The 18,245-nt window shown below is 64.5% G+C and carries 21 protein-coding genes, 1 tRNA gene and 1 other RNA gene; 5 read left to right on the forward strand and 18 right to left on the reverse strand.

Annotation, left to right across the window (positions count from 1 at the left end; genetic code table 11):
* Nucleotides 1-41 precede the first annotated feature (41 nt).
* Together nusA and rimP are read right to left on the reverse strand one after the other, a co-directional pair.
* Nucleotides 42-1,643 (reverse strand): transcription termination factor NusA, encoded by a 1,602-nt coding sequence (gene nusA / locus GR158_RS03975; protein WP_160870086.1) that lies wholly within the window; start codon nt 1,641-1,643, stop codon nt 42-44.
* Nucleotides 1,644-1,757: 114 nt separating this feature from the next.
* Nucleotides 1,758-2,375, reverse strand: a complete 618-nt coding sequence (gene rimP / locus GR158_RS03980) for a ribosome maturation factor RimP (RefSeq protein WP_134649613.1) — start codon at nt 2,373-2,375, stop codon at nt 1,758-1,760.
* A gap of 245 nt (nt 2,376-2,620) precedes the next feature.
* On the opposite strand from rimP, the gene GR158_RS03985 reads away from it, so the two are divergent.
* Nucleotides 2,621-4,249 (forward strand): MFS transporter, encoded by a 1,629-nt coding sequence (locus GR158_RS03985; protein WP_134649612.1) that lies wholly within the window; start codon nt 2,621-2,623, stop codon nt 4,247-4,249.
* Nucleotides 4,250-4,309: 60 nt separating this feature from the next.
* Here the strand turns inward: GR158_RS03985 and GR158_RS03990 are convergent, their stop codons facing one another.
* Both GR158_RS03990 and recR read right to left on the reverse strand, forming a co-directional pair.
* Nucleotides 4,310-5,563 (reverse strand): lytic murein transglycosylase, encoded by a 1,254-nt coding sequence (locus GR158_RS03990; RefSeq protein WP_371731609.1) that lies wholly within the window; start codon nt 5,561-5,563, stop codon nt 4,310-4,312.
* 11 nt (nt 5,564-5,574) lie between these two features.
* Nucleotides 5,575-6,180: a recombination mediator RecR gene (gene recR / locus GR158_RS03995; protein ID WP_134649611.1), complete on the reverse strand. Its 606-nt coding sequence runs from the start codon at nt 6,178-6,180 to the stop codon at nt 5,575-5,577.
* 55 nt (nt 6,181-6,235) lie between these two features.
* Between recR and GR158_RS04000 the strand changes: the two genes are divergently transcribed.
* The gene (locus GR158_RS04000; RefSeq protein WP_160870284.1) at nt 6,236-6,847 is read left to right on the forward strand and encodes an MOSC domain-containing protein; all 612 of its coding nucleotides are present in this window, start codon (nt 6,236-6,238) and stop codon (nt 6,845-6,847) included.
* 7 nt (nt 6,848-6,854) lie between these two features.
* Here the strand turns inward: GR158_RS04000 and GR158_RS04005 are convergent, their stop codons facing one another.
* From GR158_RS04005 to ffs, 3 genes are all read right to left on the reverse strand, one after another.
* Nucleotides 6,855-7,178, reverse strand: a complete 324-nt coding sequence (locus tag GR158_RS04005; RefSeq protein ID WP_134649610.1) for a YbaB/EbfC family nucleoid-associated protein — start codon at nt 7,176-7,178, stop codon at nt 6,855-6,857.
* A 25-nt stretch (nt 7,179-7,203) separates the two neighbouring features.
* Complete coding sequence (locus GR158_RS04010; RefSeq protein ID WP_160870087.1) at nt 7,204-9,084, reverse strand: DNA polymerase III subunit gamma/tau; 1,881 nt, start codon at nt 9,082-9,084, stop codon at nt 7,204-7,206.
* Nucleotides 9,085-9,128: 44 nt separating this feature from the next.
* Nucleotides 9,129-9,226, reverse strand: an RNA gene (gene ffs, locus GR158_RS04015) — signal recognition particle sRNA small type.
* Between the two features lie 117 nt (nt 9,227-9,343).
* Between ffs and GR158_RS04020 the strand changes: the two genes are divergently transcribed.
* Nucleotides 9,344-9,754, forward strand: coding sequence for an HIT domain-containing protein (locus GR158_RS04020; protein WP_160870088.1), 411 nt, complete (start codon nt 9,344-9,346; stop codon nt 9,752-9,754).
* Nucleotides 9,751-10,728: an NAD(+) diphosphatase gene (gene nudC / locus GR158_RS04025; protein ID WP_134649607.1), complete on the forward strand. Its 978-nt coding sequence runs from the start codon at nt 9,751-9,753 to the stop codon at nt 10,726-10,728. Before GR158_RS04020 ends, nudC begins: the two co-directional genes overlap by 4 nt.
* On the opposite strand, the gene GR158_RS04030 is transcribed toward nudC, so the two are convergent.
* The 3 genes from GR158_RS04030 to GR158_RS04040 form a co-directional block, all read right to left on the reverse strand.
* Entirely contained in the window at nt 10,725-10,961 is a 237-nt protein-coding gene (locus GR158_RS04030; RefSeq protein ID WP_134649606.1) for a hypothetical protein, read from the reverse strand. The genes nudC and GR158_RS04030 overlap by 4 nt on opposite strands.
* A gap of 70 nt (nt 10,962-11,031) precedes the next feature.
* Nucleotides 11,032-11,883, reverse strand: a complete 852-nt coding sequence (locus GR158_RS04035) for a prephenate dehydratase (protein WP_160870089.1) — start codon at nt 11,881-11,883, stop codon at nt 11,032-11,034.
* 14 nt (nt 11,884-11,897) lie between these two features.
* On the reverse strand, nt 11,898-12,653 hold the full coding sequence (locus GR158_RS04040; RefSeq protein ID WP_160870090.1) for a 3-deoxy-manno-octulosonate cytidylyltransferase: 756 nt from the start codon (nt 12,651-12,653) through the stop codon (nt 11,898-11,900).
* 152 nt (nt 12,654-12,805) lie between these two features.
* On the opposite strand from GR158_RS04040, the gene GR158_RS04045 reads away from it, so the two are divergent.
* A complete protein-coding gene (locus GR158_RS04045) occupies nt 12,806-13,597 on the forward strand; it encodes a cytochrome c family protein (RefSeq protein WP_160870091.1) in 792 nt (263 codons plus the stop codon).
* A gap of 76 nt (nt 13,598-13,673) precedes the next feature.
* Here GR158_RS04045 and GR158_RS04050 read toward each other — a convergent pair whose 3' ends face one another.
* The 8 genes from GR158_RS04050 to GR158_RS04085 form a co-directional block, all read right to left on the reverse strand.
* Nucleotides 13,674-14,618 carry an AEC family transporter gene (locus tag GR158_RS04050; RefSeq protein ID WP_160870092.1) on the reverse strand — a complete coding sequence of 315 codons (945 nt, stop codon included), beginning with the start codon at nt 14,616-14,618 and terminating at the stop codon, nt 13,674-13,676.
* 90 nt (nt 14,619-14,708) lie between these two features.
* Nucleotides 14,709-15,305, reverse strand: coding sequence for an alpha-ketoglutarate-dependent dioxygenase AlkB (locus GR158_RS04055; protein ID WP_160870093.1), 597 nt, complete (start codon nt 15,303-15,305; stop codon nt 14,709-14,711).
* A 446-nt stretch (nt 15,306-15,751) separates the two neighbouring features.
* Nucleotides 15,752-15,827 (reverse strand) — tRNA-Phe (locus GR158_RS04060).
* A 172-nt stretch (nt 15,828-15,999) separates the two neighbouring features.
* The gene (gene yacG / locus GR158_RS04065) at nt 16,000-16,209 is read right to left on the reverse strand and encodes a DNA gyrase inhibitor YacG (RefSeq protein WP_134650876.1); all 210 of its coding nucleotides are present in this window, start codon (nt 16,207-16,209) and stop codon (nt 16,000-16,002) included.
* Between the two features lies 1 nt (nt 16,210).
* Nucleotides 16,211-16,831, reverse strand: coding sequence for a Maf-like protein (locus GR158_RS04070; protein ID WP_160870094.1), 621 nt, complete (start codon nt 16,829-16,831; stop codon nt 16,211-16,213).
* A gap of 90 nt (nt 16,832-16,921) precedes the next feature.
* Nucleotides 16,922-17,140 carry a translation initiation factor IF-1 gene (gene infA / locus GR158_RS04075; protein ID WP_004435948.1) on the reverse strand — a complete coding sequence of 73 codons (219 nt, stop codon included), beginning with the start codon at nt 17,138-17,140 and terminating at the stop codon, nt 16,922-16,924.
* Nucleotides 17,141-17,301: 161 nt separating this feature from the next.
* Nucleotides 17,302-17,763 (reverse strand): low molecular weight phosphatase family protein, encoded by a 462-nt coding sequence (locus GR158_RS04080; protein WP_134650874.1) that lies wholly within the window; start codon nt 17,761-17,763, stop codon nt 17,302-17,304.
* A gap of 4 nt (nt 17,764-17,767) precedes the next feature.
* Nucleotides 17,768-18,244: a UPF0262 family protein gene (locus tag GR158_RS04085; protein ID WP_134650873.1), complete on the reverse strand. Its 477-nt coding sequence runs from the start codon at nt 18,242-18,244 to the stop codon at nt 17,768-17,770.
* Nucleotide 18,245 lies beyond the last annotated feature (1 nt).

The raw sequence follows: 18,245 nt of genomic DNA on the forward strand, positions 1-18,245 counted from the left end.
TGCAAAATCAGCGGGCGGCATGCCAACGTGGAAGACGCCGATCAGGCGTCCTCTTCACCGCCCTCGACGACTTCTTCTTCCTCGGCGGCGAGATCCTCCTGCGTGATCCAGCCGGCCGCCAGACGGGCCTGAACGATCATCGCTTCGGCCTCGGCGCGGGAAACCTCGAACTTCGAGAACAGGCCCTCGAACTTCTTCGTCTCGCCATCCTTGCGCTCGGTCCAGCCGACGAGATCGTCTGCGGCGCAGCCTGCGAAGTCTTCCATCGTCTTGATACCGTCTTCGCCCAGCGCAACGAGCATCTGGCTCGTCATGCCGTCGATCTGGCGCAGGTCGTCGGAAACGCCGAGTTCCTTGCGCTTGGCATCCATCTCGGCCTCGAGGCCGTCGAGATGCTCGCGGGCGCGGGTCTGGAGTTCCTGGGCCGTGTCTTCGTCGAAGCCGTCGATCGAGGCGATTTCGTCGAGATCGACGTAGGCGAGTTCCTCGACGGCGGCGAAGCCTTCGGAGGCCAGAACCTGGCCGACCATCTCATCCACGTCGAGCGCTTCCATGAAGAGGTTGGTGCGCTCGTTGAATTCCTTCTGGCGACGCTCGGACTCTTCGGCTTCCGTCAGGATGTCGATGTCCCAGCCGGTCAGCTGCGAGGCAAGACGGACGTTCTGGCCGCGGCGGCCGATGGCCAGCGACAGCTGCTCGTCGGGAACGACGACTTCGATGCGCTCGGCATCTTCGTCGAGAACGACCTTGGCGACCTCAGCCGGCTGAAGGGCGTTGACGATGAAGGAAGCCGGATCCTGGCTCCACGGAATGATGTCGATCTTCTCGCCCTGCAGCTCGCCGACGACGGCCTGGACGCGCGAACCGCGCATACCGACACAGGCGCCGACCGGATCGATCGACGAATCGTTCGAGATGACGGCGATCTTGGCGCGCGAACCCGGGTCGCGGGCAACCGACTTGATCTGGATGATGCCGTCGTAGATTTCGGGCACTTCCATGGTGAAGAGCTTCACCATGAACTGCGGATGGGTCCGCGACAGGAAGATCTGCGGGCCGCGCTGCTCGCGCCGCACGTCGTAGACGAAGGCGCGGACGCGGTCGCCGTAGCGCATGTTCTCGCGCGGGATCATCTCGTCGCGGCGGATGATGCCTTCGCCACGGCCGAGATCGACGATGACGTTGCCATATTCGACGCGCTTGACCGTGCCGTTGACGATTTCGCCGATGCGGTCCTTGTATTCGTCGAACTGGCGGTCGCGCTCGGCTTCGCGCACCTTCTGCACGATGACCTGCTTGGCCGACTGGGCGGCGATGCGGCCGAAGTCCATCGGCGGCAGCGGGTCGGCGATGAAGTCGCCGAGCTTGGCGTCGGGGTTGCGGTCGCGTGCCAGTTCCAGCGGGATCTGGGTCGAATAGTCCTCGGCGTGCTCGACGACCTCAAGCAGGCGCTGGAGGCGGATTTCGCCGGTCTTGGAATTGATGTCGGCGCGGATGTTCGATTCCGTGCCGTAACGCGAGCGGGCTGCCTTCTGGATGGCGTCGGCCATCGCGGCAAGCACGATCTCGCGGTCGATGACCTTTTCACGGGCCACGGCATCCGCGATCTGCAGAAGCTCAAGCCGGTTCGCACTGACTGCCATTGTCTCAGGTCTCCATGGTCGGGCCGGGGCCTGTGCCTCCGACCTATCTGAAGCGGAACACCGCTCCGGTTGCGTCCTCTCCGCCCCGCCACTCGGCCGGAGCGCACTCACACATTATTCTTCGTCGCCGCCGTCTTCGTCGTTCTGGTTGGCGGCCTGCGCGGCCTTGGCCTTCTTGTCGGCGGCCAGCGCATCGCGGATCAGTTCGTCGGTCAGGATCAGCCGGCCTTCGGCAAGCGCCGTGAAGGGAATGACGACCGTCGGCGCATCGCCGGCGGCGGGCTGGTCCCGGTCGAGCGTGAAGCCGTCCTCGTCGGCGGCAGTAATCGTGCCGCGAAAGCGCTTGCGGCCATCGACCAGGATCGACGTCTCGCATTTCAGCAGGTGCCCGGTCCAGCGCTTGAAGTCCGACTTGCGGACCATCGGCCGGTCGATACCGGGAGACGACACTTCGAGATGATACGCCTTATCGATCGGGTCCTCAACATCGAGCACCGGCGAGACCGCCATCGAGACCTGCTCGCAGTCCTCGACGGTCATGGTGCCGTCCGGCCGCTCGCACATGATCTGCAAGGTGGCGCCGTTCTGCGCCGACAGGCGCACGCGCACCAGCTGGTAGCCGATCTGCTCGATGGTCGGCTCGATGATGTCGGCAACGCGGCGGTCGAGGCCGGTTTCGACGATCAGCCGCGGCTCGATGGCCACATTTTCCGTCTGGGTCGTGTCGGACATGGCGTGCCCTCCCGGGATGGTCGTTATCATGCGCCTGATCGAGGCAATAAAAAAGAGCGGGTCCTCGCGGGCCCACTCTTCATCTGACGATCAAGAATTTGACGCTGATATAGACCGGGTTCGTCACAAATGCAAGGTCGGCGACGGCGGACCCTGTGGGCGAGCTATTTCCAGCCATCGACTTGCCGCTTTCGTCGCATGGACTAGATTGCTAGCCAACGCTGCTTCGAGAATGAGTACCCACCGTGCCGGACCGGAAATCCCCCCTCGCCCCTTTCCGAAATGAGACGTTTCGCGTGATCTGGGCAGCGAGCCTGATTTCGAACTTCGGCGGGCTCATCCAGTCGGTCGGCGCGGCCTGGATGATGGCCTCGATATCCTCCTCCGCCAACATGGTCGCGCTGGTGCAGGCCTCCACCTCGCTCCCGATCATGCTGTTTTCCGTCGCGGCCGGCGCGCTTGCCGACAATTTCGACCGGCGCAAGCTGATGCTGACGGCGCAGGCATTCATGTTCGTCGTCTCCGTCATGCTGACGGTCTTCGCCTGGCAGGGGCTGATCACGCCCTGGCTGCTCCTGACCTTCACCTTTCTCATCGGCTGTGGCACCGCGCTGAACAATCCGGCCTGGCAGGCATCGGTCGGCGACATGGTGCCGCGCGAGGACCTGCCCGCCGCCGTGTCGCTCAACAGCATGGGCTTCAACCTGACCCGCAGCGTCGGCCCTGCGATCGGCGGCGCCATCGTCGCCGCGGCCGGCGCGGCGGCGGCCTTTGCCGTGAATGCCTGCAGCTATTTCGCCCTTCTCTTCGCGCTGTTCCGGTGGAAGCCGCCCGTGTCGCCGCGCACCCTGCCGCGTGAGGATTTCGGCCGCGCGGTGTCTGCGGGCCTGCGCTATGTCTCGATGTCGCCGAATATCGGCAAGGTGCTGCTGCGCGGCTTCGCCTTCGGTCTTTCCACCAGCTCCATCCTGTCGCTCCTGCCGCTGATCGCGCGCGACCTCGTCAAGGGCGGGCCGCTGACCTTCGGTATCCTGCTCGGCTGTTTCGGGCTTGGCGCCATCGCGGGTGCCCTGATGAACGCGCGGCTGCGCGAACGCTTTGCGAGCGAAACCATCGCCCGCATGGCCTTTGCGGGCTTTGCGATCAGCGCGTCCGTCTGTGCCGTCAGCGGCTCCGCACTGCTCACCGGCGCCGTCCTGCTTCTGTCAGGCGCGTCCTGGGTCATGGCGCTTTCGCTCTTCAATACCACGGTCCAGCTTTCGACGCCGCGCTGGGTCGTTGCCCGCGCACTTTCGCTCTACCAGACCACGACCTTCGGCGGCATCGCGGCCGGCAGCTGGATCTGGGGCACGACCGCCGACACCCATGGGGCGGAAGCGGCCCTGCTCGCCTCGGCCGTGGCGATGATCGCCGGGGCGGCGATCGGCCTGCGTTTCACGCTGCCCGAACTGCAAAGCCTCAATGTCGATCCACTCAACCGCTTCAGCGAGCCGGACCTGCCGCTCGACCTGAAGCCCCGCAGCGGCCCCATCGTCATCCTGATCGACTACGAGATCGCCGAGGAAGACATACCGCAGTTCCTGGAAACGATGACCGAGCGACGACGCATCCGCATTCGCGACGGCGCGGGACAATGGGCGCTGATGCGCGATCTCGAGAACCCGACGATCTGGACGGAGACCTACCACGTTCCGACCTGGGTGGAATATGTGCGCCACAACCAGCGCCGCACCCATGCCGATGCCGCCAACGGCGAGCGGTTACGCCAGCTGCACCGCGGCGCGGAAGACCCGCGCGTCCACCGCATGATCGAGCGCCAGACGATCATTCCGCACGAATACGAGCGCTTCAAGCAGAATGTCGAGATGCATTGAGGCTGGAGGGTCTTGTCGCATTATCCGACGCCGAAGCGATTTCGCTTCGGCTGGAAATGCTCAGCGCAGCTTCGTCTTCAGCGAGGCATCGGGATAGCAGGTCGGCTTGAGGCCGCTTTTCGCCTGCCAGTCGCCGAGCGAACGGCGCGTCTTGTAGCCGGGAAGGCCATCCACCTTGCCGACGTCATAGCCCTTGGCGACCAGCGCCTTCTGCATGGCCAGCACGTCCGAGCGCAGCATCTTGCCGACATCGCCCCATTGGCCCTGGAACGAACCGCTGCCATAGGCGATGCGGTCGGCGAGATTGCCGATGAAGAGCGCGTAGAGGTCGGAGTTGTTGTACTCCTTGAGCACGTAGAAGTTCGGCGTGACGATGAATTCCGGGCCATGCGTGCCGGCCGGCACGAGCATCATGCCCGACGCCTTGCTTTCGCCGGTGGGAAAGCCCTTGCCGGAAATGCGCGTGATGCCGGTGGCCGCCCAGGCCGAGATCGGCTTGGCGAGATCGGGCCCTTCCTGTGCGCAGCTCGCGCTGGCCGGGATCGAGACCTCGTAGCCCCAGCTGCGGCCCGCCTGCCAGCCCTTCTTCGCCAGATAATTGGCGATGGAAGCGAGGCTGTCGGGCACCGAACCCCAGATGTCGCGCACGCCGTCGCCATCGAAATCGACGGCATATTGCAGATAGCTGGTGGGCATGAACTGCGGCTGGCCGAGCGCACCCGCCCAGGAACCCTTCAGTTGCGCGACCGTGCGGTCCCCGCCGTCGACGATATGCAGCGCGGCGATCAGCTCCTTGCGGAACATGTCCTTGCGCGTCGACATGAAGGCCTTGGTGGCGAGGACATCGACGGCCGAATAGGGGATCTTCGCGCTGCCGAAGCCCGATTCGCGGCCCCAGACCGCAACGACGATCTCGCCCGGCACGCCGAAACGCTGCTCGATCTTGCGCAGCGTCGCCGCATGGGTCTTCGCCAGCCCGCGCCCCGTCGCCGCAAGCCCCTGCAGGCGCTTTTCGGAAAAATAGGCGCCGGGCGAGGAGAACTCCGCCTGGCTCTGCGCCTGCTCCTTGGTGGGTTTCGAGCCGGGCGGCACGAGATCGGGCAGGTCCCAGTTGAGGGTCACGCCCTCCATCGCCGCACGGAAGGTCTTTTCGCTGACGCCGGTCTTCTGCGCGGCCGGCCACAGGTCCTTGTCGATCCAGACCCGGAACATCCTCTCGACCTCCGCCTTGGAGGCGGCGTTTGCAGGCAGTGCCAGAGCAAGCGAAAACAGGACGATGCCGACGGAGGCCTTCAAGACTTTGCGAATGCTCAAAATGGGTCTCCTCAGATCGCCGTGCGGGCGCGAAGCGCTGCCGTCAATGTGCCTTCGTCGAGATAGTCGAGCTCGCCGCCGACGGGCACGCCATGGGCAAGCCGCGTGATCTTGACCTCCAGGCCGGCGAGCTGGTCGGTGATGTAATGGGCGGTGGTCTGGCCCTCGACGGTGGCGTTGACGGCGATGATCAGCTCGCGCACGCCGCCCTTCGCCACCCGGTCGACCAGGCCGCGGATGTTGAGGTCGTCAGGGCCAACGCCGTCGAGCGGCGACAGCGTGCCGCCGAGCACATGATAGGCCGCGTTCATCGCGCCGGCGCGCTCCAGCGCCCAGAGGTCGGAAACGTCCTCGACCACGATGATCATGCCATGATCCCGGCGCACATCCGTGCAGACGGTGCAGGGATCGCTGGTATCGACATTGCCGCAGCACGAGCAGATGCGCACCTTGCGATGCGCCTCGCCCATCGCCTCGGCGAGGGGCCCCAGCAGCTGGTCCTTCTTCTTGACGAGATGCAGCGCCGCCCGGCGCGCCGAGCGCGGCCCGAGGCCCGGCACCTTCGCCAGGAGCTGGATGAGTTTTTCGATTTCGGGACCGGTGACTCGTTTTGCCATTGGCGCTATCTAGCCCATATCACGGGGAAACGGAATCTTTGGAGATCGACGCTTGATCAAAATCCTCGCGGTATGCACGGGCGTCGCCCGCCCTGTTCCCGGCAAAAGCTACAAGACCGGCATTTTCAAGACGCCGACGGACGCGGCCATCGTCGTCGACCGCGAGGGCCTGCTCGGCGATGCCATCTGCAACCGCAAGCATCACGGCGGCCCGGAACAGGCGGTCTATGGCCTGGGTTCGGTCGATCTCGACTGGTGGTCGAAGGACCTTGGCCGCTCAATCGAGCCCGGCACCTTCGGCGAAAACATCGTGATCGAGGGCATCGACAGCCGCAGCATCAGCGTCGGCGATCGCTTCGAGACGGAAAGCGTGCTTCTGGAAGTGACCTCGACGCGCACGCCCTGCGCGACCTTCAATGCCCGCATGGGCGATCCCGGCTTCGCACGGCGCTTCATGAGCGCGGGACGCCCCGGCTTCTATTGCCGGGTGCTGCGCGACGGCGTGATCCAGGCCGGAGACCCGGCGACCTACACACCCTTCGACGGCGAGCCCGTCACCATGCCGGAATTGCTGCGCACCTATGGGCGCAACCTTTCCGAAGAGGATAGGCTGCGCTACCTGGCGGCGCCGATCAGCGACAAGCTGCGTGCCTCGCTGACCGGCTGAGGCGTGATCAGAACGGCAGCTTGAAGCCGGGCGGGATCGGCAGGCCGGCGGTCAACGCCTTGGTGCGCTCGGCGGTTTCGGCCTCGGCCTTGTCCTTGGCATCCTTATGGGCGGCCACGATCAGGTCTTCCAGGATTTCGACGTCGTCTTCCTTGAACAGCGAAGGGTCGATCTTCAGCGCCTTGAGGTTGCCCTTGCCGTCGAGCGTGACCGAGACGAGGCCGCCGCCGGAGGTGCCGTTCACCTCGAGGGCGGCGATCTCCTCCTGCATCTTCTCCATCTTGGCCTGCATTTCCTTGACCTTGCCCATCATGCCCATGATGTCGCGCATCGGCCTCTCCTCTCGATTCTCTGATTTAATGTTCGATATCGTCGCCGGGCAGGATATCGCCCTCGGCGGATTCCGCGATGGCGGCGGCCTCGACGGTCTCCGGCTCGTCTTCCGTCTCCGGCACCTTGATGCGCACGTCGGTGATCTTCGCACCGGGGAAGCGCTGGAGGATGGCGGCGACATCAGGGTCCTGCCGGGCATCGGCCACGCGCGCTTCCTGCGCCATCGCCTCGGCCTCGGCCAGCGTGGGGCCGCCGGCTTCCCGCGACAGGATCACGAGCCAGCGCGTGCCGGTCCATTCCAGGAGACGGTTCGACAGTTCTGAGACCAGCGATTTCGGCGCGTCGTCGGTCAGGCTGATTTCGAGCTTGCCCGCTTCGACGCTCACGGGCCGTATGAAGGCGCGCACCAGCGCGCGAAGCCTGATGTCCCGGTTCCTGGTGCAGAGGTCGGCAATATCGGAGATCGACTTGACCGGCACCTTCGGCGCCGCTGCCGGCTGCTCGGCGGGCGCGGTCTCGACGCGGCCGACCGGCTGCGGCGCGGATTCGGCCTGCGGCACCGGGCGCAGCATCGTGACGGTTCCGCCGCCCGCCTGGGCGCGCATCGGCGCATCCGGCTGGCGCGCGACCGCGGACACCGAACCCTGCGCCGACGGTTGCCCGCCATAGCCGCCGGATTGCGGCGCACGCGCGCCGTTGCCGCCGCCGTCCCCGCTCGAAAGCTCGGCAAGCCTGCGTGCGGCATCTTCCGGCGAGGGAAGGTTTGCGGCATGGGCAAGACGGATGATGACCATCTCGGCAGCCCCGGCGGGACGGCTGGAGGCTTCCGTCTCGGGAATGCCCTTCAGCAGCATCTGCCATATACGCGACAGCGCCGTGACCGCTATGGAGTTGGCGAATTCCACGCCGCGCACGCGCTCGATCTCGCTCAGCGACTGGTCGCCGGTGGCATCGGGCACATATTTCATGCGTGTGACGAGATGGGTGAAATCGGCAAGGTCGGTCAGCACCACGGACGGGCTGGCGCCGGCCTCGTATTGCGCGGCGAACTCGGCCAAAGCCGCTGCCGCATCGCCCTTCACGATATGCTCGAAGAGATCGACGATGCGCGCGCGGTCGGCAAGGCCGAGCATGGAGCGCACGGCATCGACCTCGACGCGGCCCGCCCCGTGGGCGATCGCCTGGTCGAGCAGCGAGAGGCCGTCGCGCGCGGAGCCTTCGGCGGCACGGGCGACCATGGCCAGCGCGTCCGGCTCGAACGCCACGCCTTCCTTGCCGAGAATGGTCGTGAACAGGCCGACGAGATCGGAGGCGCCGATGCGCCGCAGGTCGAAGCGTTGGCAGCGCGACAGGACGGTGATCGGCACCTTGCGGATTTCGGTCGTCGCGAAGATGAACTTCACATGCTCCGGCGGCTCTTCGAGCGTCTTCAAGAGACCGTTGAAGGCCTGCGTCGAGAGCATGTGCACTTCGTCGATGATATAGACCTTGTAGCGCGCCGAAACCGGGCGGTAGCGCACCTGCTCGATGATCTCCCTGATATCGTCGATACCGGTATGGGAAGCCGCGTCCATCTCGATGACGTCGACATGCCGGCCTTCCATGATCGCCTGGCAATGTTCGCCGGGAACGCGCAGGTCGATCGTCGGCTTGTCGATGTCTGATGTCTTGTAGTTGAGCGCGCGGGCGAGGATGCGGGCGGTCGTCGTCTTGCCGACACCGCGAACGCCGGTCAGCATGTAGGCCTGGGCGATGCGGCCCGTCTCGAAGGCGTTGGTCAGCGTGCGGACCATCGGTTCCTGGCCGACCATGAGGTCGGAGAAGTCCTTCGGCCGGTACTTTCGCGCAAGCACGCGATAGGCGGCGGGCTTTTCAGTGGACGGATTTTGCGTTTCGTCGCTCATCGACCCTGCCGTTAATCGAACGTCTGTCCCGACAGGACGGAAAGGTGGGAGGCTGGCACGATGACCCGTGCCGGGGCTCGTTAGGGCTGCTTCCTTCCGGACCTGACCCGGTTGGCGAGTGGCTCGTCCACCACCAACCTCCCGGCCTCCATATCGGCAATATTCCAGCCGAATGCAAGCGGAGCCGATAAAAAACTGTTGGACGGAAATCCGCTGCGTGTCATGAATCACCAAACAAGAAGCATGCGTGAGAACTCCGATGAGCTATTTTCGAACCGACGAACGGCTGGAGCGCGACAGCGACCTTCTGACGAAGATCGGCCTGTGCGAACTGCGCCTCATGAAGGACGGCCGCTGGCCCTGGCTGGTGCTGGTGCCGCAGCGCCCGGATGTCAGCGAGATTTTCGATCTCACGCCGCTCGACCAGACCATGCTGACCTTCGAGACGACGCTGGTTGCCGAGGCCCTGAAACAGGTTACCGGCGCAACGAAGATCAACACCGGCGCGCTGGGCAACATCGTGCGCCAGCTTCATGTGCATGTCATCGCCCGCAGCGAAGGTGATCCGAACTGGCCCGGTCCCGTCTGGGGCCACGGCACGGCCGTGCCGCGCGCGGAGGCGGACGCCAAGGCACTCTCCGCCAAGCTCCTGGATGCGCTGAACCCATGAAGCCTTCGCTATTCGATCTCTATCGCCCGCATGCCGAACCCAGCACGATGGTGGCCTTCGCGGAGAACACGCTCGACCGCCGTTCGGAATATCGCGCGCCGGATTGCCTGGAGCAGGCCTTCAAGGCCGAAAACGTCCATGCCTTCGCGCTCGCCAGCGGAAAGCTCGTCGTCAAGCACGACGAGAAGATCATCGATCCGCTGTTTGCGCCCTACGAGCTGGCCGAACTCGACCCCGTGCCGGAAGACGCGATCCTGCTGGGTTATCTCAAGAACGGCGAGCCGCGTCTGGCCATTCCCGTCCGCGCCGACCCCGATACGCTGCAGGAACCGCTGAAGGCGACGGACAGCCGGACACTCTATCGCCAGCAGATGCTGGACGACGACCTGCTCGGCCAGTTCGCCCAGGCTTCCAGCCTGATGACGTGGAATGCGAACAATCGCTTCTGCGGCAAGTGCGGTTCGCCGACGCGCTCGGAACTCGGCGGCTACCGCCGGATCTGCGAGGCCTGCGGCCACATCATCTTTCCGCGCACCGACCCCGTCGCGATCATGCTGGTCATCGACGTGGAGCGGGATCTGTGCCTGCTCGGCCGCTCGCCGCATTTCCCGGAAGGCATGTATTCCTGCCTTGCCGGCTTCCTGGAGCCCGGCGAGACGGTCGAGCATACGGTGCGCCGCGAGACCTTCGAGGAAGCGGGCATCAGGGTCGGACGCGTGCGCTACCACGCCTCGCAGCCCTGGCCCATGCCGCATTCCCTGATGATCGGCTGTTACGGCGAGGCGATCTCCTTCGATATCCGCCGCGACGAGCAGGAGCTTGAGGATTGCCGCTGGTTCACCCGCGAGGAGACGGCGGCGATGATCGAGCGCAGCGCGATGTCCGGCGTGGCACCGGGCACCACGACACCCCCGCCGAAGGGCGCCATCGCGCATCGCCTGATGCGCGACTGGCTGGACTGGAAGCTGGACTAGCGCCAGCCGAAGGTCGGCCGGTCGCCGGGATGCTCGCGCAGCCTCAGCCTCGGCGCCATCAGGCGGGCGATGACGGGGCTGACGAGGAACGTGATGGCGATCCAGGCCGGCAGAAGGTATTTGGCATGATCGGCAAGGGCCGGCACCGCCAGGATGGCGATGGCGCCCGCACCGAAGACGACGGCATTCACCATCATCGAAACCATGATCGTGATATAGGTAATCGTGCGCATGGGCATCTCCTTTCATGATGGAAATGCCGTTGCGGAAGCCCGGTTCCGGGCTCCCTGACGATCGTCAATTCTAGAAGGCGCTTCGCATCGGATGGGCACGATAGGTGCCGAGAATGCGCACTTTTTCAGAGAAGTAGCGCAGTTCGTCGAGCGCCTGGCGCACATGCGCCTCGTCCGGATGCCCTTCGATATCGGCATAGAACTGCGTGGCGATGAACTTGCCGCCGATCTGGTAGCTTTCGAGCTTCGTCATGTTGATGCCGTTCGTCGCAAAGCCGCCCAGCGCCTTGTAGAGCGCGGCCGGGATGTTGCGCACGTTGAAGACGAAGGTCGTCACGATGATGCCCTCGCCCGTCCGTTCCGCCGGCTTTTCCTCGCGTGAGAGCACCACGAAGCGCGTGACGTTGGTTTCCGTGTCCTCGACATTCTCGGCAATGATCGACAGGCCGTAGAGATCGGCCGCCAGGCGCGGCGCAAGCGCTGCCATGGAGCGGTCGCCGGTTTCCGAAACCAGCTTCGCCGCACCCGCGGTATCGCCGGCGATCACCGGCTTCCAGCCGTTGAGGCGCACGATCTTGCGGCACTGGCCCAGCGCATGGATATGGCTGTGGACCGTGCGGACCTCCTCCTTCGTCACGCCCGGCAGCACCATGAGCTGGAAACGGATCGGCATGAAATACTCGCCGACGATATGCAGGCGCGATTCCGGCAGGAGATGATGGATGTCGGCAACGCGGCCGGCGATCGTGTTTTCGATCGGGATCATCGCGAGATCGGCGTCACCGTTCTCCACGGCCAGGAACGCATCCTCGAACGTCTGGCACGGCAGCGGATCCATGTCGGGAAACATGTCCCGGCTGGCCATGTCGGAATTGGCGCCGTACTCGCCCTGGAAGGCGATCCTGTTGGTCTTCGTTGTCATGGCTGGGATCCGTATCAGATGGGGTGGGCCGCGAGCATGGCACGGGCCTTTTCGAGGTCGGCGGGAGTATCGACACCGAGCGGAACGGTGTCAACGATCTCCACATCGATGCGCATGCCCGCTTCGAGCGCCCGCAGCTGCTCCAGCGATTCCCGCTTTTCCAGCGTCGAGGGCTTGAGCGCGACGAAGGTTTCGAGCGCCTTGCGGCGGTAGGCATAGAGGCCGATATGGTGGAAGAGCGGGCCCGCGCCGTGCGGCGCCGTCGCCCGGGTGAAGTAGAGCGCGCGCAGGCGGCTCTCGCCGATCGGCGAACCCACGACCTTCACGACGTTCGGATTGGTCTTCTCGTGCTCGTCACGGATTTCCGTCGTCAGCGTCGCGATATCGGTGGCGGCGTTTTCGAGCGGGCGCAACGCGGCGCGGATCGTATCCGGGTCGATGGTCGGCAGGTCGCCCTGCACATTGATGACGATCTCGGCATGGCCCTGCGGATCGCATACCGTCAGCGCCTCGTGGATACGGTCGGAGCCGGACTGGTGATCGCCGCGCGTCATGACGGCCTCGAAACCCGCCGCGACGACCGCTTCGAAAACGTCCTGATGATCCACCGCGACCACCACGCGACCGACATCGGCCGCGGCCGCGCGCCGCGCCACCTGGACGATCATCGGCAGGCCCGCGATATCGGCCAGCGGCTTGCCCGGAAGCCGCGTGGAGGCCATGCGCGCCGGAATGAGCACGAGGCTCTTGTCAAAATTGGCGGGATTCATCTCAGGCCCTTCAAAACCCCCGGGAAAAGTGTCAAAAAGTCTCAGTGCGGGGGCTACAATCACTGTTGCAACGAAGCAGCAAAAGACATAGGTTCCGCGCGATTTCAAGACTGGCCGGTGTCACGTCCGCCGGTTGCTAGGGGAGCGTTTGGATGAACTCTTATGTGAACATGGGCGTAGGTGCCCTGCTCGGCACCGTATTCGTACTGATGTCCGTGTCGATCGCTTCTGAAGGCATCTTCCATTCGGGCGCGCCCGAGAAGGAAGGTTTCACGATAGTCGCCGAGGAAACCGGCGGTGCGGAAGCCGGTGGCGGCGAAGCCGCTGCGGCCGTTCCGATCGCAACCCTGCTGGCCAGCGCCGATGCTACCGCCGGCGAAACCGTTTTCAAGAAGTGTGCGAGCTGTCACACCTCGGAGAAGGGCGGCCCGAACAAGGTCGGACCCGGTCTCTGGGATGTCGTCAACCGCCCGATCGCTTCGCATGAAGGCTTCAGCTATTCCGCAGGCATGACCACCTTCTCCGAAGGCCACAAGGTCGTCTGGGACTATGATCACCTGAACTACTTCCTCGAAGCGCCGAAGAAGCATGTCCCGGGCACCGCCATGGGCTTCGCCGGCCTGAAGAAGGACGACGAGCGCGCCAACCTCATCGCCTATCTGCGCACGCTCTCCGACAACCCGGTTCCGCTGCCCACGCCGGCCGCCGAGGGTGCGGATGCCGGCGCCGCCGCAACGGATGGCGCAGCGACGACCGAAGGTGCGGCTCCGGCCGATGGCGCAGCCGCCACGACCCAGGGCGGCGCTGCCGCAACGCAGGACGGCGCGGCCACGACCACCGAAGGCGCCACCACGACGCCGGCCGAAGGCAACAACGGCACGGCGACCGAGGGTGCGGCACCTGCCGAAGGCAGCACGACGACCGAACAGCCGGCCGCCCAGTAAGGGCAGCCGCTGGCAGAGACTTCGAAAACCCGGCCTTCGCGCCGGGTTTTTCATTTCCGGCGACAGCCGCTGCTCCTCAGGCCAGGAGCCACGCCCAGAACGACACGGTGAAGACGCCGAGCGCCGTCGTCATCGTTATGGTCGAGGAGGCGAGCGCATGGCCGACGCCGAAATGATTGGCGAGCAGCCAGGCATTGACGCCGGTCGGCACGGACGCGGTGAGCACCATGGCCGCCGTCCATTCCGGCGTGAGGCCGAGCAGCCGGCAGGCGACGTAGACGCAGCCCGGCAGCAGCAGGAGCTTCAAGGCGGTCATGGCGAGCGCGATGCGCGCATTGCCGGCGACCTTGTACCGGACGAGCGCCATGCCGATCGACATGAGCGCGGCAGGCGCCGCCATGCCGGCGACCTGGTCCACCATCACCTTCACCGGCCCCACGAGCGGCACGCCACCCGTGTGGAACAGCGCGCCGGCGAAAAGGCCGATCACAAGCGGATTGCGCACGAGGTTCCTGACGATGCCGAGCAACAGCGCGGAGAGGCTTTGCGGCTCCCGCACCCCTTCCTTGCGCTCCGCCCGCTCCATCAGGACGGTGCCGGCGATCATCATGGTCGGCAGATGCACGGACAATAGCACGGAGATCGCCACCAGCCCGTCTTCACCCACCACCCGCGAGACCAGCGGCAGCCCGATGAACACGGTGTTGGCGAAGGCCGCCGAGACGCCCGCGAGAACGCCGATCCGCCGGTCCCGCCTGAAGCCGAGCGTCGCAACAAGATGCGCGATCGCCCATGTAACCGCCACGCCAGCAAAATAGGCCACCCAGATCCGCCACGGCGCCCCGCCCGCAAAATCCGCCTCCGCAATGGTGCGAAACAACAGGACCGGCACCGCGACGCGAAAGACAAACTCCCCCAGCCCCTCGCCCAACTCCTCCCGCAGATACCCCGCCCGCACCAGAACCCACCCCAGCAGGATCAGCGCAAAAACCGGCAACACATTCAGGGCGACATCGGACATCAAATGATCTCGAAAAGGAAGAGGAGCAGTATGGGGGTTGGGTGGGCGCGCGGTTGGCTGTCCTCAACCCGCTAAGAGCTGAGGACCACTTTAGAGAGGTTTTCCCGTCGTCTGGATCACCTTTCGAAACGTTAGGGATATCCTTCTGCGGCGATCCACTTTCGTACCGTCCACGACATCTGACTTTCGGGCCGGAATTTCGTGCGTCCAGTCATATCGGCTCGCCCCCTTCAGCACTATGCCTGAACGTGGATGGAGCACCACAGCAATTGATCTGGAACCGGACCGTTCCCGAAAAACCATCTCGCATTGGGATAAAAGGCTTATCGAAATGATCGTATCATCGAAACACGGCGCACAGTCGATATGCGCGCTTATGCCTTGACCCGGCAAATACTCGTTTGCGATCACTTGGTCAGGCAAATCAACGAAATAGCCCCGCGTGACCAATCGTTCTGCAAGCGTTTCAAGCCATGGAGGTAGCCTACCTAGATAAGCGTCTGCCGAAACGGCACGCGCTCTATAGTCATAGAGATAGCCAAAATGCCGCACGCGGCGCTTAAGCGTATTGCTCCATTCTCCGGCGTCAAGCTGATCTTTGATTGCCCCTTCCTCTTGCCGGGAAAGGAATTCGCGAATGTATATGGCACCCGAAGGCAGGTTCACCGCATCTGAGGCGTGATCCATTGATGGCCTACCCTCTGCTTTAACCGAAACACATAGGTCACAAATTCGTCGGTCTTGTCGATAGCCTCATCGCCGCCGTTCTTCGTTTTAACATGCAAGTATCCTGCATATTCCGGAAACGGGGGACGATAACGCCGTGATGACCGTTATCGTATTTCCCTGCCTTCCAAACCTTCCCTGACCTGCCAGCCGCCAACGGGAAACGCACGGATGGCGCCCGGGGGGTGCACAAGGACAACGGCTGCTTGGGGTGCATCGCTGCTGCAATACGGCCGTCCGGCGCCACGTTCGCAACACACACCGTCCTGAAGCTGCGCTGATCCAATGCCGGTCAGGCACCGCGGGTCTTGAAGGAAAGGAGCGATTTGCAGGCTGTACGAGCGCATGCCAAGCTCGAACGGGCCCGAAGAGCCTTATGGAAATTCAATGATCTTAATAGCTTGAAGTGGTGCCCGGAGGCGGATTTGAACCACCGACACGCGGATTTTCAATCCGCTGCTCTACCAACTGAGCTATCCGGGCATCCGGGTGGATTTCCGTTGGAAATCCTTGGGGCGCTTGGTTTCGCCCCGGGAGCGAGCGGGGTTATAGCATCTTGCAAAAATGTGTCCAGCCCCAAGGCCGGTTTTTTGCGGGAAATTTGAGACGCATTTCAAGCTGTGGAAAAGACTGCGCTTTTCGCTCGTGACAGCCGTCACATATCCTCGTCGTCGGCCTTGGCTTCGTCATCCGCGACGGGGATGGCATAGGAGCCGGAGAGCCAGCGGTTGAGATCCACATCGCGGCAGCGTTCGGAACAGAACGGGTAATGCTCGCGGGCGGAGGGACGGCGGCAGATCGGGCAGGGCACGGCCTTGCGCAGCGGCGCGACATTGGACGCGGCTTTCTCGTTCTCACCCGCCATGTCAGGCATTCGCCCAGCCGGCATGCACGTCGAAGCCCTCGCCCGACAGCAGCGTCAGCGTCTCATAGAGCGGCAGGCCGACGACATTCGTGTAGGAGCCGACCAGCTTGACGACGAAGCTGCCGGCGATGCCCTGGATGGCATAGCCGCCCGCCTTGCCGCGCCACTGGCCCGAGGCGAGATAGTTCTCGATATCGGTGGTCGACAGGCGCTTGAAGCGCACCTTCGTGTCGACGACTTTCTGGCGCACGGTGCGGTCCGGCGTGATGAGGCACACGCCGGTGAAGACGCGGTGGCTGCGGCCGGAGAGCAGGTGCAGCGCGCTCGACGCCTCGTCGACCATCTCCGTCTTCGGCAGGATGCGCCGGCCGACAGAGACGACCGTATCGGCCGCCAGGATGTAGCTGCCCGCATGGGCGGGGTCGCCCTTGATGGCGGCAAGGGCTGCCTGCGCCTTGCCGGTCGACAGCCGGCGGGCGAGCGAACGCGGATGCTCGGAACGCTTCGGCGTCTCGTCGATATCCATCGGCATCAGGCGCGCGGCTTCGATGCCCGCCTGCGCGAGAAGTTCGACGCGGCGCGGCGAGCCGGAGGCGAGGATGAGCTTTTCGGTCTGCGCCATGAGGGCTCCGGGAGGCTCCGGGGTGCGCCGCTGTTCGCGCGTCGGCCATCGGCCGGGCGGGGGCGCGGCCCCCTCGGCTTGCAAGAGGACTTACTTGAAACGGTAGGTGATGCGACCCTTGGTGAGGTCGTAGGGCGTCATCTCGACCAGCACCTTGTCGCCGGCCAGAACGCGGATGCGGTTCTTGCGCATGCGGCCCGCGGTGTGCGCGATGATCTCGTGCTCGTTTTCGAGCTTGACGCGGAAGGTCGCGTTCGGAAGCAGTTCCGTCACGACGCCGGGGAATTCGAGGACTTCTTCTTTTGCCATGTTTGAGCGATATTCCTTGAAGATAGATTCGGGAAGGTAGATTCGGGGCAGGCTTTATGGTCCGCCTCGGAAAAGTTGCCGGAAACTACACAATCCCCGATGCTTTGTGAACACCGAAGCAGCGGCTTTCTGCATTTGGTCTTATCCATGCCTCCGGCCGCTCAGCCGGGCCCCTTCAACCGCTTCGCAATCAGCGCCTTCAGGAACTCCCGAACCTCGCGATAGGCGGCGAGAATCTGGTCGCGTGTGCCGGTTGCGACCGTCGGATCGGGCGTCGGCCAGTACATGACGTCAACGGCCATGGAGCGGGTGAGCTCGAGCGCGGCGTGGTGGGCTTCCGGCGCGAGCGTGACGATGAGGTCGAAATAGTCGTCCTCCAGGTCTTCCAGCGACCGCGGCGCATGGCGGCCGAGCGACAGGTCGACCTCGCCCAGCACCGCATCGACGAAGGGATCGCGCTCGCCGGGGCGCACGCCGGCCGAGGCGACGTAGATGCCGGGCAGCATGTCGCGCGCCAGCACCTCGGCCATCGGGGAGCGCACGGCATTCATGCGGCACATGAAGAGGATCGAACGGGGCGTTCGCGGCGCATCGATATCGGGTGCCGGGGAAACGCCCTCCATCCGCTCACCCGCGCCAGTAGAGAACGCAGACGAGCGTGAACAGGCGGCGGGCCGTGTCGAAGTCGAATTTGATCTTGCCCGACAGCCGGTCCATCAACGTCTGGGAGCCCTCGTTGTGGATGCCGCGCCGGCCCATGTCGATCGCCTCGATCTGGCTGGGCGTGGCGGAACGGATCGCCTGGTAGTAGCTCTCGCAGATCATGAAATAGTCCTTCACGATGCGGCGGAAGGGCGTGAGCGAGAGGATATGCGTTGCGACCGGCTCGCCGCCCTCCGTGCGGATGGCGAAGACGAGCTTGGAATCGACCAGCGAGAGATGGAGGCGATAGGGCCCGCCGGCATGGCCGACAGGCTCGAAGGAATTTTCCTCGATGAGGTCAAAGATGGCAACGGCGCGTTCGTGCTCCACGTCAGGCGTGGCGCGGCCGATCGTCTCGTCCAGAACCACATCGCAGAGGCGGAAGTTGCCCGTCGCGGCCATG

Origin of the sequence: Shinella sp. AETb1-6, from assembly GCF_009826875.1 — a bacterium.
Lineage (GTDB): Bacteria > Pseudomonadota > Alphaproteobacteria > Rhizobiales > Rhizobiaceae > Shinella > Shinella sumterensis.